The organism is Butyricimonas sp. DFI.6.44 (genome assembly GCF_022132345.1).
Classification (GTDB): domain Bacteria; phylum Bacteroidota; class Bacteroidia; order Bacteroidales; family Marinifilaceae; genus Butyricimonas; species Butyricimonas muris.
Map to the genome: position 1 here is coordinate 111,295 of NZ_JAKNJD010000014.1, position 14,864 is coordinate 126,158.

Annotated in this window: 12 protein-coding genes; 8 read left to right on the forward strand and 4 right to left on the reverse strand. The window is 47.8% G+C overall.

Annotated elements, in window-relative coordinates; translation table 11 throughout:
- Window positions 1-3: 3 nt before the first annotated feature.
- Window positions 4-468, reverse strand: a complete 465-nt coding sequence (locus L0M98_RS18495) for a DUF4268 domain-containing protein (RefSeq protein ID WP_186977341.1) — start codon at window positions 466-468, stop codon at window positions 4-6.
- 325 nt (window positions 469-793) lie between these two features.
- Here L0M98_RS18495 and L0M98_RS18500 point away from each other — a divergent pair, with 325 nt between their 5' ends.
- The 3 genes from L0M98_RS18500 to L0M98_RS18510 all read left to right on the forward strand — a co-directional run bounded on the left by L0M98_RS18500 (window position 794) and on the right by L0M98_RS18510 (window position 4,233).
- Window positions 794-1,396 (forward strand): ribonuclease HII, encoded by a 603-nt coding sequence (locus L0M98_RS18500; protein WP_227217188.1) that lies wholly within the window; start codon window positions 794-796, stop codon window positions 1,394-1,396.
- A gap of 103 nt (window positions 1,397-1,499) precedes the next feature.
- The gene (locus L0M98_RS18505; protein ID WP_099289935.1) at window positions 1,500-2,999 is read left to right on the forward strand and encodes a GH3 auxin-responsive promoter family protein; all 1,500 of its coding nucleotides are present in this window, start codon (window positions 1,500-1,502) and stop codon (window positions 2,997-2,999) included.
- Between the two features lie 214 nt (window positions 3,000-3,213).
- Entirely contained in the window at window positions 3,214-4,233 is a 1,020-nt protein-coding gene (locus L0M98_RS18510; protein ID WP_227217187.1) for an META domain-containing protein, read from the forward strand.
- An 83-nt stretch (window positions 4,234-4,316) separates the two neighbouring features.
- Here the strand turns inward: L0M98_RS18510 and L0M98_RS18515 are convergent, their stop codons facing one another.
- Window positions 4,317-6,497 (reverse strand): glutamine synthetase III family protein, encoded by a 2,181-nt coding sequence (locus L0M98_RS18515; RefSeq protein ID WP_186977347.1) that lies wholly within the window; start codon window positions 6,495-6,497, stop codon window positions 4,317-4,319.
- A gap of 614 nt (window positions 6,498-7,111) precedes the next feature.
- On the opposite strand from L0M98_RS18515, the gene L0M98_RS18520 reads away from it, so the two are divergent.
- The 4 genes from L0M98_RS18520 to L0M98_RS18535 all read left to right on the forward strand — a co-directional run bounded on the left by L0M98_RS18520 (window position 7,112) and on the right by L0M98_RS18535 (window position 11,807).
- Window positions 7,112-9,406, forward strand: coding sequence for a PAS domain-containing sensor histidine kinase (locus L0M98_RS18520; protein WP_186977349.1), 2,295 nt, complete (start codon window positions 7,112-7,114; stop codon window positions 9,404-9,406).
- 39 nt (window positions 9,407-9,445) lie between these two features.
- Complete coding sequence (locus tag L0M98_RS18525) at window positions 9,446-10,312, forward strand: pyridoxamine kinase (RefSeq protein WP_227217186.1); 867 nt, start codon at window positions 9,446-9,448, stop codon at window positions 10,310-10,312.
- A gap of 101 nt (window positions 10,313-10,413) precedes the next feature.
- Window positions 10,414-11,238: an HAD-IIB family hydrolase gene (locus tag L0M98_RS18530; protein ID WP_227217185.1), complete on the forward strand. Its 825-nt coding sequence runs from the start codon at window positions 10,414-10,416 to the stop codon at window positions 11,236-11,238.
- 5 nt (window positions 11,239-11,243) lie between these two features.
- On the forward strand, window positions 11,244-11,807 hold the full coding sequence (locus L0M98_RS18535; protein WP_227217184.1) for an AAA family ATPase: 564 nt from the start codon (window positions 11,244-11,246) through the stop codon (window positions 11,805-11,807).
- A gap of 203 nt (window positions 11,808-12,010) precedes the next feature.
- Here the strand turns inward: L0M98_RS18535 and pyrF are convergent, their stop codons facing one another.
- Together pyrF and prfA are read right to left on the reverse strand one after the other, a co-directional pair.
- The gene (pyrF, locus tag L0M98_RS18540; RefSeq protein WP_227217183.1) at window positions 12,011-12,838 is read right to left on the reverse strand and encodes an orotidine-5'-phosphate decarboxylase; all 828 of its coding nucleotides are present in this window, start codon (window positions 12,836-12,838) and stop codon (window positions 12,011-12,013) included.
- 36 nt (window positions 12,839-12,874) lie between these two features.
- Window positions 12,875-13,960 (reverse strand): peptide chain release factor 1, encoded by a 1,086-nt coding sequence (gene prfA, locus L0M98_RS18545; RefSeq protein ID WP_186977357.1) that lies wholly within the window; start codon window positions 13,958-13,960, stop codon window positions 12,875-12,877.
- Window positions 13,961-14,140: 180 nt separating this feature from the next.
- Between prfA and L0M98_RS18550 the strand changes: the two genes are divergently transcribed.
- Window positions 14,141-14,719, forward strand: a complete 579-nt coding sequence (locus tag L0M98_RS18550) for a sigma-70 family RNA polymerase sigma factor (protein WP_227217182.1) — start codon at window positions 14,141-14,143, stop codon at window positions 14,717-14,719.
- The last annotated feature ends 145 nt before the right edge of the window (window positions 14,720-14,864 follow it).

Consider the following 14,864-nt stretch of genomic DNA (forward strand, 5'->3'; position numbering starts at 1 on the left):
AATCTAAAATCTCGAATCCTTCAACCTCTCGTTAATCAAATCCCGGTACTCGTAATAAAGATCTTCCAGCAAGGGCATCTTCTCCGCGAAGAAAGCGTATATCCGTTCGTGATCTTCCGTCCGGTAAAGATTCACCCCCGGCAACTCGAAATAAATAGCACTCACCTTCTGTCCCTCGATTCCGGTGTACTCCTCTTCCCATTTCAACTCTTCGCCGCATTCCGCCCGAAACAGAGTTTGATATGACAATATACACTCGTACACCTCGAACCGACGCAACTCGTTCCTGTGGTCAATCTGAAACAACACCAAAGCCTTTTCCCGATCGACATAAAACTTCAGTTGCACCGACGGGATTTTCACCCCCGTCAGTACCCACTTCCGGTAAATATGCTTCCGCTTGCAATAACGCTTGAAGCCTTCCCAGAATTTCACCCGAATCTCTTTCGCTTCCTCTTTCGTGAACATCTTTCCTGATTTAACCTTATTTACCCGCGAATATAGGAAAAGTTTGCAAATTGTCATTTGCAACAGGGCGAATGCGTCAAAACGCTTTTCGCCCTGTTTGTTAAAAGTTTGTAAAGTCTATAAAGTTCATAAGGTTTATGGACCCTAGCGGGCGCTTTGTCCACGGCAGCATAGCTGCCAGCAAACCTTATCCGAAGGATGCCCGTTACTTTATGAACTTTATAAACTTTAGGAGCCGAAAGCTCAACTTTATAAACCGACTTATGAACTTTATTTGTATATTTGCCCGAACGCTACTTGTAGCCTTAAACTTTTAGATTACTGTATGCTGACATTAAAATACTATTCGGACAAAATAGAAGCCGGTTGTGACGAGGCTGGAAGAGGTTGTCTGGCGGGTCCCGTCTTCGCCGCGGCAGTCATTCTGCCGGAAAACTTTTCCAACGAAATGCTCAATGACTCGAAACAACTCTCCGAAAAAAAACGGAACGAATTAAGAATAATCATCGAGCGGGAAGCTCTCGCGTGGGCAGTCGCCGCCGTGGACAACGAGGAAATAGACAAAATAAACATCCTCAACGCGTCCATCGAGGGAATGCACCGGGCATTGGCTCAATTGAGCGTCACCCCCCAGCACATTCTCGTGGACGGCAACCGTTTCAAACCTTACGGGGGCATCGAACATCATTGCATAATCAAAGGTGACGGCAAATACATGGCAATCGCTGCCGCCTCGATACTTGCGAAGACTCACCGGGACGAGTACATGCAACAATTGCACGAACGCTACCCCGTGTACGACTGGGCAAGTAACAAGGGCTACCCCACCAAGAAACACCGGGAAGGCATCGCGACACACGGTATCACCCCGTTTCATCGTCGCAGCTTCACCCTGCTTGATCCCCAGCTAACCCTCGATTTCAACTAATTTACGATTTATGAATCACGATTCACGATTAAAAACCGCGTTAATCAACGGGAAAGGAGCATCTAATCCAAAATCATAAATCAAGAAATCTAAAATCTACAATATGCCAATCATCAACTCCATCATATCCATGTTCTCGTCCAAGCGACTGACGCAAATAGAGTACTTCAAAACGAATCCCGTGCAGGTACAACGTGACACGCTGGATGAATTACTCCGCGCTGCCGCGACCACCGAATACGGGCAGAAGTACGATTTTGCCTCCATCCTCACTGCCGAACAATACCGGGAACGGTTACCCATCATCCATTACGAGGAACTGGCTCCCTATTCCGAGCGTCTGATGAACGGGGAACAAAACCTCTTGTGGCCGGAACCCATCACGTGGTTTGCCAAATCGTCCGGGACGACCGCCGCCAAAAGTAAATTCATACCCGTGAGTAAAACTTCACTGGAAGAATGTCACTTCCGGGGCGGCAAAGACGTGATAGCCATCTTCAACAACCTCTATCCCGACGCTCAAGCATTCAACGGGAAGACTCTCGCTCTCGGCGGTAGCAGTGAGATTTCCAAAACAAACAACAACTGCCGCTACGGAGATCTCTCCGCCATCCTGATCTCGAACACGCCTTTCTGGGCAAACATGATGAAGACACCCGACCAATCCATCATGCTCATGGGCGACTGGGAAGAGAAAATAGAAAAAATATGCGAAACCACCATCAAGGAAGACGTGCGCAGTCTGGCGGGCGTACCCTCGTGGTTTCTCACGCTCATCAACCGTATTCTCGAACGCACGGGCAAAGACAACCTCCACGAGGTATGGCCTAACCTCGAACTATTCATACACGGCGGTATCAATTTCACCCCCTACCGGGAACAGTACAAACGCCTGTTGCCCGACCCGAAGATGAAATATCTCGAAACATACAACGCCTCAGAGGGCTTTTTCGGACTACAAGACGATCCCTCCGACCCGTCGATGCTACTCATGCTCGACTACGGCGTGTATTACGAGTTCGTACCCATGAGCGAACTGGGCAAATCCCGCCCGAAAGCGCTCCTGCTGGAAGAAGTAGAAACCGGCGTCAACTACGCCATCGTCATTTCCACCAACGGCGGACTGTGGCGCTACATGATCGGCGACACCGTTCAGTTCACCTCCACCCGTCCCTACAAGTTCAAGATTACCGGACGCACAAAACTGTTTATCAACGCTTTCGGGGAAGAATTAATCATCGACAACGCTATCGCGGCTTTAAACCGGGCTTGCGAACAAACCGGAGCCACCGTACTCCATTTCACCGCAGCCCCGGTCTTCATGAACGAGAACAAAAAAGGTGCCCACGAGTGGATCATCGAATTCGGAACCCCTCCCTCCGACCCGGAAACTTTCGCCGACATGCTTGACAAAGAACTCCAACGCGTGAACTCCGACTACGAGGCCAAGCGCCTCCTGTCACTCCAACGCCTTATTCTTCACGTCGCCCGTCCGAACCTTTTCATCGACTGGCTAAAAGAAAAAGGCAAACTCGGCGGACAAAATAAAATACCCCAATTATGGAACGACCGCACGCATATCGAAGAATTGCTTAAAATGTGATAACCATCATACCCGGGGTGTGAAAGAGCAAAACAAAGAATCGCTTAAGAGGATGTCAAAAGCCAGCTCCTCCTCTGTTTATAGAGGAGGTGGCGGCGTAGCCGACGGAGGAGTCTTAAGAAGAATATGACTTTTGCCCCCCTTCAAATCTTTTCCCGTTATCCCTAAACTTTTATATTTTCTCTACGTATATTCGCGTAAAAATAACACACACATGAGAAGAACAACAATTTTAATGATGATCGCCACGGTTCTCGCCTTCGCGGGATGCAAAAGCAACACGGGCAACAAGGCGGCGTTGACCGCCAACGAGTGGCAACTGAAAGAAATGACAAGCAACAACGAGAAAGTAGCCCTTTCTCAAAGAGTTCCAACCATCATCCTCACGGACACCAATACCATGTACGGTTTCGCCGGGTGTAACCGTTTCTTCGGGAGATATTCTACCGAGGGCAACACCATCAAACTGGAACCGGGAGGTATGACCATGATGGCCTGCCCCGACTTGAAGTTCGAGGATCAATTCGTGAAGGCTCTCGCCGCCATGACCTCTTATTCCGTGGAAAACGGAGAACTGAAGTTCACCAACAAGGATAAAAAAATGACTCTGGTATTCACGAAAGCCGATCCCAAAGTAGGCGTGGCCAACGACAATCACGGGTGCAACGCTGCTGCCGGCTTCACTTGGTCTGAAGTGAAAAAAGACTGCATCCGTTTGTTTGAATCGGGCGTTCGCATGAATCCGGTGAATGATCCGGAAGCCGCAACTTCCGCTTTTATCGTGTTCTCGGCTGACTCCGCGCAAGTGGAAGTATTCCTCCCGAACGTGGAGAATCACCCCGTCCTTGACAGACGCGGCCTCCCGAATGGCGGATACGCGTGGAACGTGGAAGATGACGACACTTACAACGTACGCCAAGTAAACGGACAATGGATTATCGAGCAACGGGCGCAAACCCTTTACACGGAAACCCCGAATAGCGTCATCAACGCCGTATTTCAAGGAGGTGACGGCAAAACCAAAATGCTCTACCAAGTAAATGTAACCTTTTACCCGAACGAAGAACTTGCCGTGGTTACCCTCGACGATCAAACTTACGAGTTACCGCAACAAGTAATGGCTTCCGGTTACCGTTACGAGAAAGATAACGTAAGCCTCATCGGCAAAGGAACCGAGGCAAAACTCACTCTTCCCGACGGGAAAGTACTGAATTTACAGGAAAAGAAGAAATAAGTTTATAAAGTTTGTAAGGTTCATAAAGTTTGTAAAGTTACTTTATGAACCTTACAAACTTTACAAACCTTATAAACTCATTCTCAACGAGAGAACAGCAATTCCCGGTATTTCGGCAACGGCCAAATCTCATCATCTACAAGCAACTCCAACTTATCCACGTGATAACGGATTTTTTCCAAGTAGGGACGCACGTTTATCGTGTACTCCTCGGCACGCTTCACCTCGTCGGAGATCGTGTTAGCTTGTTTACGCGCCTCGGTCATATCCGACACCATCTTCTGGATCTCCCGGATATGATGGGAAATCGTGCGAATCTCGTCAATCTGCACATCAGCCACCTGCTCGTAATCCGGCAAAATGGCCTTCAAAGAGGTCACGTTCGTCAACAACGTATTCTGGTACGAAATAGCCGTCGGGATCACGTGATTTAAAACCAAATCACCCAATACCCGCGATTCGATCTGCAACTTCTTCAAGTATATCTCGTTCTTGATCTCGAACCGCGCCTTCAACTCCCGTTCACTCAGGATACCGCTGTCCACCAGCAATCGTTTTGCCTTCCCCGAGCAATAAGCCTTCAACGCGGGCACGCAATCGACCTCCGTCGACAGGCCGCGACGCTCCGCTTCCTCTTTCCATTCCTTGCTGTACCCGTTCCCCTCGAAACGCACGAGTTTCGACTCGATAATATATTTACGCAGCACTTGAAATATCGCTTCATCCTTCTTCACCCCCTTGTCTATCAAGGCATCCGTCTCTTGTTTGAAATGAATCAACTGTTCAGCCACCGCCGCGTTCAGCGCGATCATCGGTCCCCCGCAATTGGCAGAAGACCCCACCGCCCGAAATTCAAACCGATTCCCGGTAAAGGCAAAAGGAGAAGTACGATTACGATCCGTGTTATCCAGCATGATTTCCGGGATCTTGCCCACGTTCAACTTCAATTCCGTCTTCTCGTCCGGGCTCATTTTCCGGTCGCTCACTTTCTCCACCAACTCGTCCAACACCCCGGAAAGATAATTACCGAGGAAAACAGACATAATCACGGGAGGAGCCTCGTCCCCACCCAAGCGGGCTTCATTACCCAACGAAACGATAGAGGCTTTCAACAAATCGCCATGCTCGTATACCGCCCTGATCGTCGACACCAAGAAAACCAAAAACTGCATATTCGATTTCGGGTTCTTGCCCGGGGATAACAAATTCACCCCCGTGTCGGTCATCAACGACCAATTATTATGCTTCCCGGAACCGTTCACCCCCTTGTACGGCTTCTCGTGCAAAAGCACGCGGAAATTATGACGCCGTGCCACCCGCTTCATCGTGGACATCAGCAACTGATTGTGATCCACCGCCAGATTCGCCTCCTCGAAGATCGGGGCACACTCGAACTGATTCGGTGCCACCTCGTTATGACGTGTTTTAATCGGGATGCCAAGACAATGACACTCGTGTTCCAGCTCATCCATAAAAGCGGTCACCCGTGCCGGGATAGAGCCGAAATACTGGTCTTCCAACTGCTGATCCTTCGCCGAGGAATGTCCCATCAACGTCCGCCCGCACAACTTCAAATCGGGACGGGCATTGTACAAAGCCTCGTCTACCAAAAAGTATTCCTGTTCCCAGCCCAACGTGGCTAAAACCCGCTTCACGTCCTTGTCGAAATACTGGCAAATATCCACCGCCGCCCGGTCAATCAACGCCAACGCCTTCAACAAGGGAGTCTTGAAATCAAGCGCCTCCCCCGTGTACGCCACGAACACGGTCGGGATACACAACGTGCGATTGTTAATAAAAGCCGGAGAAGCCGGGTCCCACGCCGTGTAACCGCGCGCCTCGAACGTGTTGCGAATCCCCCCGTTCGGGAAACTGGATGCATCGGGTTCCTGCTGCACCAGTAATCGCCCGTCAAAGCACTCGATCACGTCACCGTCCGGCAACAAATCAATAAAAGAATCGTGTTTCTCCGCCGTCGCGCCATTCAAGGGATGAAACCAATGCGTGTAATGAGTAACCCCTCTTTCTACCGCCCATGCCTTCATCGCCGAAGCCACTTGATCCGCCAATCCCCGATCAATGACACTTCCCTCCACCATCGCCCTCTCCAACTTCTTGTAAGCCTCGATCGAAAGATAATGCCTCATCTTGTCCATCGAAAACACGCTTTCGCCAAAAACAGCAGAACACCGGGGTAATTCCCCGCGTTCCACGGGTTTACGACGGGTGATTTCCTGTAAAGCTAAGAATCTGAATTTTGCCATAAATTTGTATTTTTAGAATGAACCCTATTTTTATCGGGGCAAATATACAAAATATCCATCATTTAGCATACACCCCCCTATTTTTTATACCAAAACTCGAATAAAATACATTTTCAAGAAAGAACACCCCCTAAATGCTCCCCTCTCTCGTGAATTTCATATAACATTCTTCGCTTCACCCAAGATGACAAAACAAAAAAGCAGGAACACGTCAAGGGGAGCACAACATTGATTAACTAAATATACCCTATTTATAACCTGTTCATAACCTGCTATAGCAGGTTATGAGTAGGTTTTAAGCAGGTTTTGAGCAGGTTATGAGCCCGCTCAGCCCTTTACTGGCGCGGGTTACGAGAGGGGAAACGCGTAAAAAACATGTAATAAACTTTTTACCAGCAATTTACACCCGCACTCGACACCACATGAAAATAGGATTAAATTTAGTAACCAAAAACAAAAATAACACAAATAAAAGACAAAGCCGGAGAAGCTTCCAATGTCCAAAATTTAAAATTCAACATCAAATACCGATAATTTACCCGATACATGAATAAAAACATTAACTTTGTTCCGTTATAACAGCTATATAGTGAGGTCCTACTAAAATCAACAATATGTTACACGGTACTACTTCCCTTGAAAATCAAGGTTCCGAAGATATACTGAAAGCCATTATAGCAGCTTTCCCGGACATGATGCTCATCTTCGATGAAACGCATCATATCATGGATATTATCAACCCCATCCGGGAGCAATTACCCCTTCCCGCGGAAGAAATGATCGGCAAACAGTTACATGAACTGATAACTTCACCCTCGGAACGGGATTATTTCTGCCAACAAATAACGAAGACGCTCGTGTCAAACACCTCCCTGCGTTTTGATGTTTGCCTGCCCACGCAAGGTCAGCCCTATTATTTCGAAACCTGCACGGCAGTTCTCCCCGGCAATAAAGTAATCGCGTTCTTGCGTGACATCACGGAATACACGCTCCATCGCATAGAATCCGAGAAACTTCAATTTTTCCTCGGTCAAGTGTTGGAAAATACAGCTATCCCCACTTCAATCAAAGACATGAACACGGGGCGCTATATATTCTGGAGTAAAAAATCAGAAATGTTCGGAGCCACGGCGCGACAAATCCTCGGGCAGACCGAAGACATTTTCATGAATAAAGAACAAGCAAAAACATTGCAGGAATTTGACAGGAAACTATTCGCGGAAAAAGGCTCATACCAAGGAATCGAGAAATTCATCATGGCTGACGGCAAGGAACACACGCTCATGATCACCAAGAATATCTTCACTCATGAAGACAACAATTGGCTGGTTTGCAGTTCCTTTGACATTACCGAATTGCAGGCACAACGGGAAGAGATAGAGTCCATCACTCAAAAATTGTCCCTCGCCCTGCATATCTCCAAGCATCTTCTCTGGATGTATGACATTGAAGCGAAGAAATTTATCATGGATTCCCTGCAACTAAAGGGCATATACAGCGAAACATTAAAATGGGACACGGAAATTCCCCTCGAAGCCTTTTTCGAGGCGGTTCACCCGGAAGACATCGAGCGAGTAAAAACAGGATTTCAAAGCATCATCCGGCAGGAAGTACAACAAATCATCATCATCTTCCGGGCCGATTACCGGAAAAAAGGAATATACCAATGGATCGAAATTCAAGCTCAACTGGAAAAACCTGCATCGAACAAACAATCTCCCCGTCTCATCGGGACTTCCTGTTCGATCAACGACCACAAAAAACTGGAGGAATCACTACGTGACGCCAAAGAAAAACTGGAAATCACGAACTCCACCCTTTCCTCTGTCCTCAGTCTGGCACACGTGCTACCGTGGGACTGCGACGTACCCTCTCAAACTTTCTCGTGCGACTATTCTATATACCACCACGAGGACACCAAAGAAGCTATTGACGGCAAATACTATTGTAAAGTCGAAAAATATATCAATTCCATACACCCGGACTTCCGGGATCATATGCGTTCCGTCTTCGAAGAACTGCTCTCCGGGGAACGGGAAGAATTTCACGAGGAATACCTCGTGCATTGGTACAACGACCGGGAATACGAATGGATAAACAAACAAGGGGCCGTGTACGAGTATGACGTGAACGGCCGACCGAAAACCATCATCGGTTCAAGCGTCGTGATTACTGAACAAAAACGCATGGAACAAAACCTCCGGGACGCCAAGGAACAAGCCGAAGAGAGCAATCGTCTAAAGTCGGCATTCCTCGCCAACATGAGTCACGAAATACGTACCCCGCTCAACTCCATTGTCGGGTTCTCCGAGATTCTGGCGTACACCACGGATGAAAAGGAAAAACAAGAATATCTCAACATCATAAACAACAATAACAACCTGTTGTTACAACTGATCAACGACATCCTCGACCTTTCGAAAATCGAGGCCGGAACTCTTGAATTCGTGTACACTGAGGTGGACATAAATATATTGCTCGATGAAATAGAACAAAGTACCCGGTTGAAAATGGACACGGATACTCCCGTCAAATTCCTCGTTGAAGAACGTCTTCCGGAATGTATCATCCGGACGGAAAGAAACCGGGTAGCACAAGTGCTCCACAATTTCATCACGAACGCGCTCAAGTTCACGACAAACGGCAGCATTCGTGCCGGGTACAAACTAATCGATCCGCAAACTCTCTGCTTTTACGTGAAGGACACCGGTTGCGGTATCGCACCCGAAAAACTGAAGAAAGTGTTTGACCGTTTCACCAAATTGAACACGTTCTCGCAAGGCACGGGACTCGGACTGGCAATCAGTGAAACCATTATCACTAAATTAGGCGGCAAAATCGGGGTGGACTCCACCGTCGGACAAGGTTCCACGTTCTGGTTTACCCTCCCCTATATGCCCGTTCATTGATTTTTTATTATCTTTGAAGACTCAAGATAATGAAATGACATGAAGAAAATTGCCGCAATACACGACCTGTCCGGCTATGGAAGGGCATCCTTGACCGTGGCCATCCCCATTCTCACGCACATGGGTTATCAGGTATGCCCGTTGCCGACGGCCATACTGTCCGCCCATAGCGAGTACAAGGACTTTCGTTCCCTCGATCTGACCGATTACATGGAAACATTCATCGAACACTGGAAAGAACTGAACCTTCATTTCGACGCGATTTACACGGGCTACCTCGCTTCCGTGAAACAAATGGGAATCGTCAGCGACTTCTTCGACTATTTCAAAGACAATAATAATTTTATACTGGTCGATCCCGTGTTGGGAGATCACGGGACATTATATTCCAGCATGACACCCGATATGATCGAGGGCATGCGACAACTCTGCTCGAAGGCCAAAGTAATCACCCCCAACCTCACGGAAGCCGCGTTCCTGCTGGGACGCAATCCCCGCGAAGAAATATCCGTGGAAGAGGCTGTCAAATGGTGTAACCAACTCAGCGAACTCGGCCCCGAACACGTGATCATCACTTCCGCCCCCGGAAGCAACACGTGCAACGTCGCCACTCTCGCGTACAACAAACTGGACGGACGCACGTGGCGCGTGCTGTGCGACTACGTCCCGGCTTCCTATCCCGGAACGGGCGACGCTTTCGCCAGTGTCATCACGGGCTGCATGCTCAACGGTGACAGCCTCCCGGAAGCCCTCGACCGAGCCGTCCATTTCATCAACATGGGTATCAAATCCACCTTCGGGTACAACCACAACCCGCTGGACGGCATGAACCAAGAGAAAGTGCTACACTACCTCAACGAACCTCTGCCTTACTACAAGTATGAACTTGTAACAATTGAAAATTGAAAGTTGAAAATTGAAAATGACAGAAGCGAAACTTCTCTTGAAGGGAAAGAGCGCCGGCAAGCGGGGAGAAATCTAAAATCATAAATCATTAAATCTAAAATATGATAAGGGCTATCATTATCGATCTGGACGGAACCACGCTCCCGCGCGGTTGGAATTCGCTCAGCGAAGAAAACAAAAAAGCATTGGAAGAAGCCGGATGCGCGGGAATCACCCGCGTTCTGGCAACGGGACGTTCCGTATTTTCGTTTCGTAACGCTTTGCCGGAAGGACTTCCCATTGATTACATGGTATTCTCCTCGGGCGCAGGCATCATGCATTGGAACGACCAACGCCTTCTCTGTACCCGGGAACTATCCCCGGAAGAAACACTGGATATCGCCACCATGTTGTGGGAATACGACATCAATTTCACCATACAACAACCGATTCCCGACAATCACCACTTCCTGTACCGCAACACCTCTCCCTTGCACGAGGACTTCCGCCGACGCGTAGAAAACTACCCCGGACTAGGTACTTCCATTCAAAGCACACGGGACATACGCGGCGGAGCCACGCAATTTCTCGTGATACTCGACTCCAAACAATTGCAACTCCACGGGGAGATTCAAGAGAAACTATCCGGATACTCGGTAATCCGCTCCACCTCCCCGATCGACAATCAAGCGATATGGACGGAAATATTCGCCCGGGACGTGAACAAAGGTTCCTCCTGCCAAATTCTGCTCGACCAACTTGATATTCGCTATGACGAGTGTGCCGGGCTGGGGAACGACTACAACGATATCGACTTTCTCGAACGTTGCGGGCACCCGTTCATCGTCGCCAACGCCCCCGAACCGCTACGGGGCAAGTTCAACAATGTCACCAGCGACACGAACAACGGGCTGGCAGAATTTATCCATACCGCACTAACTTTATAAACGTGATGTATAAACCGAATTTCATCATCATCACCGGTGGTCCCGGTGTAGGCAAGACTACCCTACTAGAACAACTGCAACAACGGGGTTTTCCTTGTATTCCCGAAGTCGCCCGGGAGATCATCCGGGAACAATCGGCACAAAACGGGAATGCTCTTCCTTGGGGCAATATACCTGCGTATACCCGGCTGATGCTCTCCCGTTCCGTTGACTCCTATCGAGAGAACGCGTACCGCAACGAAATCCTCTTCTTCGACCGGGGTATCCCCGATACCCTCGCCTACGCTCATCTCACCAATCAACCACTCTTTCCCGAACTCCCGCGAGCCTGCGCCGACTATCGCTACAATACCCGCGTATTTATTCTCCCGCCTTGGGCCGAAATATACCATACCGACTCCGAACGCAAACAAACCTATCAAGAAGCCATCGACACCTACCACACGATGGCTGCCACCTACCAATCCATCGGCTACAACCTCACCCTTGTCCCCAAAGTGACACCCGCAGAACGGGCGGATTTTGTACTACGACAAATCAGCCAATCACTCGATTACAAACACGTTTAGGAAGAATTTCTCCCCTTTTCGAGAAAAACACGGGGAATACCTTGGCTTCCGGACAGGTTCAAAGACGACTCCTATCGGCTTTAACTCGACTTTATTTAATAATCGCGAGCCGAACTCTTGAGAATCTCTCCTCGAATTGGGTATAAAAAAAGGAGGAATGTCAAAACACCCTCTCCTCTTGTTCTTTATATGATAACATCAGATCAAATAATCCCTCTCGCTGCCAACAATTCAGCCATTTGTTGTTGCAACTTCACGGCTTCCTCGCGGGCACGGGTAGCGAAGTTCTCGGTTTTATCCGCGAAGATAATTCCGCGGGAAGAATTCACGATCAGACCACAGTGGGCGTTCATCCCGTATTTTGCCACTTCTTCAAGACTACCGCCTTGAGCACCGACACCCGGCACCAGCAAGAAGTGATTCGGCACGATGTCGCGGATGCCCGACAGCATCTCCGCTTTCGTGGCACCAACCACGTACATCATATTCCGATCGTTACCCCATTCTTGGGATTTATGCAATACTCTTTCATACAACTTCTCACCGTTTTCCTCGAAGAATTGGAAATCAAAAGCACCTTTGTTTGAGGTCAACGCTAACAATATCACCCATTTCCCCTCGTATTTCAAGAAAGGCGTAACGGAATCCTCCCCCATGTAAGGAGCCACCGTGATAGAATCGAACTCCAGTGTTTCGAGAAAAGCACGAGCGTACATCTCGGAAGTGTTCCCGATATCTCCCCGCTTGGCATCAGCGATCGTGAATATCTCCGGGTACTTGGATTTAATGTATTTCACGGTCTTTTCTAATGAGATCCATCCCTCGACACCCCGACTCTCGTAAAAAGCGATATTCGGCTTGTAAGCAATTGCCACGTCCGCCGTGGCATCCACGATTGCCTTGTTGAACTCGAACACCGGATCTTCGGCATCCATCAAATGTTGCGGAATCTTCTTGATATCGGAATCCAAACCGACACACAAAAAAGATTTCTTCTTCTTTACCTGCTCAAACAGTTCGTTATAGGTCATAAAACTTTCAGCTTTTAATTTTTATCTTTTCACTTCCTAGAATCCGCTCTCTTTCAGTTTCTCCGTGTTCTCCTCTATCTGCAATTTCTCGATAATCTCGCCGATCTCACCGTCCATCACTGCCGCCAGATTGTACAAGGTCAAATTGATCCGGTGATCGGTCACCCGTCCTTGCGGGTAATTATACGTGCGGATCTTTGCCGAACGGTCACCCGTGGATACCATCGTTTTCCGTTTCGTGGCAATCTCGTCCATATACTTCTGGTGTTCGATAGCATAAATACGCGAACGTAACTCGGTCATAGCCTTCGCCAAGTTTTTCAACTGCGACTTCTCGTCCTGACAAGTCACCACGATACCCGTGGGGATATGTGTCAAACGGATAGCCGAATAGGTCGTGTTCACGGACTGTCCGCCGGGACCGGAAGAACAATAGGTATCTTTCCGTATATCAGCCGGGTTCAGCACCACGTCCACCTCTTCCGCTTCCGGCAATACTGCCACGGTAGCCGCCGAGGTATGCACGCGTCCCTGTGTTTCCGTTGCCGGAACCCGTTGCACGCGGTGAACACCCGATTCGTATTTCATGATCCCGTACACCCCGTCGCCCGATATATTCGCCACGATCTCCTTGTAACCGCCAGAAGTACCCTCACTGTAATTCGTGATCTCGATCTTCCAACGCTTTGACTCGCAATACTTCGTGTACATACGAAACAAATCACCGGCAAAGAGGCTCGCCTCGTCACCACCCGTTCCGGCACGGATTTCCAGAATAACATTTTTCGAATCCTCCGGGTCGGCAGGCACCAACAACATTTTAATCTTAGTTTCCAGTTCCGGTATCTTCGCTTCCAGTTCTTCGATCTCCATCTCCGCCATCTCCCGCAACTCCTTGTCGTTCTCCGTGTTCAATATCTCTTGTGCCTCGTCATAAGATTTCACCGCACTCTTCAACTCGTCACCCGCCTCCACGATCTGCTCCAGCTCCCGATACTCCTTATTCAGTTTCACGAAACGATTCATATCCTGAATCACCTCGGGGTCTGTAATCAACTGCCCGATCTCGCGGAATCGGATATAAAATACCTCTAATTTTTCTAATAGGGAATTATCACTCATATATGTCTAATTAGATTTGTCGCGAATTTAATAAATTATCAGGAGAAAAAAAGCCCCCTCCCGAGAATAGAACAAGTGTAACATCAACTCTTTAATACTTTTAAGATAGAACACGTGTAAAATTGAGTTGAATATTTTATATTTGCATTATATTATACTCTGGATTTGAAGATATTGTACATGGATGAAAAGGAACTATTAAAAATGCTTTCGTCAAACCGAAATGAAGCATACGAACACTTGTATAATGAATATTATACGCCTCTCGTGTTGTTTGCCGATCATTATGTTTCCAATCAAGATGTTGCCCGCGATCTGGTTCAAGAAGTCTTTATAGCCTTACTGGACGTAAAAACAAAATTCGAGAACCTGTTGCATCTTAAATCATACCTGTACAACTCCCTTCGCAACAAATGCCTCAATCACCTGCGTCACGAGAAGATCAAACAAGAATTTTTGCAGGAAGAACTATATCTTAGTGATGAATTTTTCGAGCAGAAAACAATCGAGGAAGATGTCTATTCGTTACTCCTCTCCGCGCTGGACAACCTCTCGCCACAAAGCAAGGAAGTCATGCTGTTATCACTCGAAGGGCTGAGTAATGCCGATATTGCCGAACGCCTGCAACTCTCGGTCGAAACCGTGAAGTCCTACAAGAAAAGCAGCAAAAAGAAACTTACCGAATATCTTCTTTCCCGTAAGGATTACCCGGCATTCATGCTTTTTATGATGTTGCTCGAATTGTATCATAGTATTTAAATATAATCCAAATAAAATATATTTTAAAAATAGGAAAGGGTTATCCCAGTAAATATCAAATCATCACTGAAATAACCCATTCTAAAATAACTATAAACTCCTATTTCTGTTAATTATTAAAGTCGCTATTGTTATCAAACATTGT

Excerpts from the sequence above, each read along its gene's own strand:
- L0M98_RS18495 (WP_186977341.1), bottom strand. The coding sequence starts at position 468 with ATGTTCACGAAAGAGGAAGCGAAAGAGATTCGGGTGAAATTCTGGGAA.
- L0M98_RS18500 (WP_227217188.1), top strand. The coding sequence starts at position 794 with ATGCTGACATTAAAATACTATTCGGACAAAATAGAAGCCGGTTGTGAC.
- L0M98_RS18505 (WP_099289935.1), top strand. The coding sequence starts at position 1,500 with ATGCCAATCATCAACTCCATCATATCCATGTTCTCGTCCAAGCGACTG.
- L0M98_RS18510 (WP_227217187.1), top strand. The coding sequence starts at position 3,214 with ATGAGAAGAACAACAATTTTAATGATGATCGCCACGGTTCTCGCCTTC.
- L0M98_RS18515 (WP_186977347.1), bottom strand. The coding sequence starts at position 6,497 with ATGGCAAAATTCAGATTCTTAGCTTTACAGGAAATCACCCGTCGTAAA.
- L0M98_RS18520 (WP_186977349.1), top strand. The coding sequence starts at position 7,112 with ATGTTACACGGTACTACTTCCCTTGAAAATCAAGGTTCCGAAGATATA.
- L0M98_RS18525 (WP_227217186.1), top strand. The coding sequence starts at position 9,446 with ATGAAGAAAATTGCCGCAATACACGACCTGTCCGGCTATGGAAGGGCA.
- L0M98_RS18530 (WP_227217185.1), top strand. The coding sequence starts at position 10,414 with ATGATAAGGGCTATCATTATCGATCTGGACGGAACCACGCTCCCGCGC.
- L0M98_RS18535 (WP_227217184.1), top strand. The coding sequence starts at position 11,244 with ATGTATAAACCGAATTTCATCATCATCACCGGTGGTCCCGGTGTAGGC.
- pyrF (WP_227217183.1), bottom strand. The coding sequence starts at position 12,838 with ATGACCTATAACGAACTGTTTGAGCAGGTAAAGAAGAAGAAATCTTTT.
- prfA (WP_186977357.1), bottom strand. The coding sequence starts at position 13,960 with ATGAGTGATAATTCCCTATTAGAAAAATTAGAGGTATTTTATATCCGA.
- L0M98_RS18550 (WP_227217182.1), top strand. The coding sequence starts at position 14,141 with ATGGATGAAAAGGAACTATTAAAAATGCTTTCGTCAAACCGAAATGAA.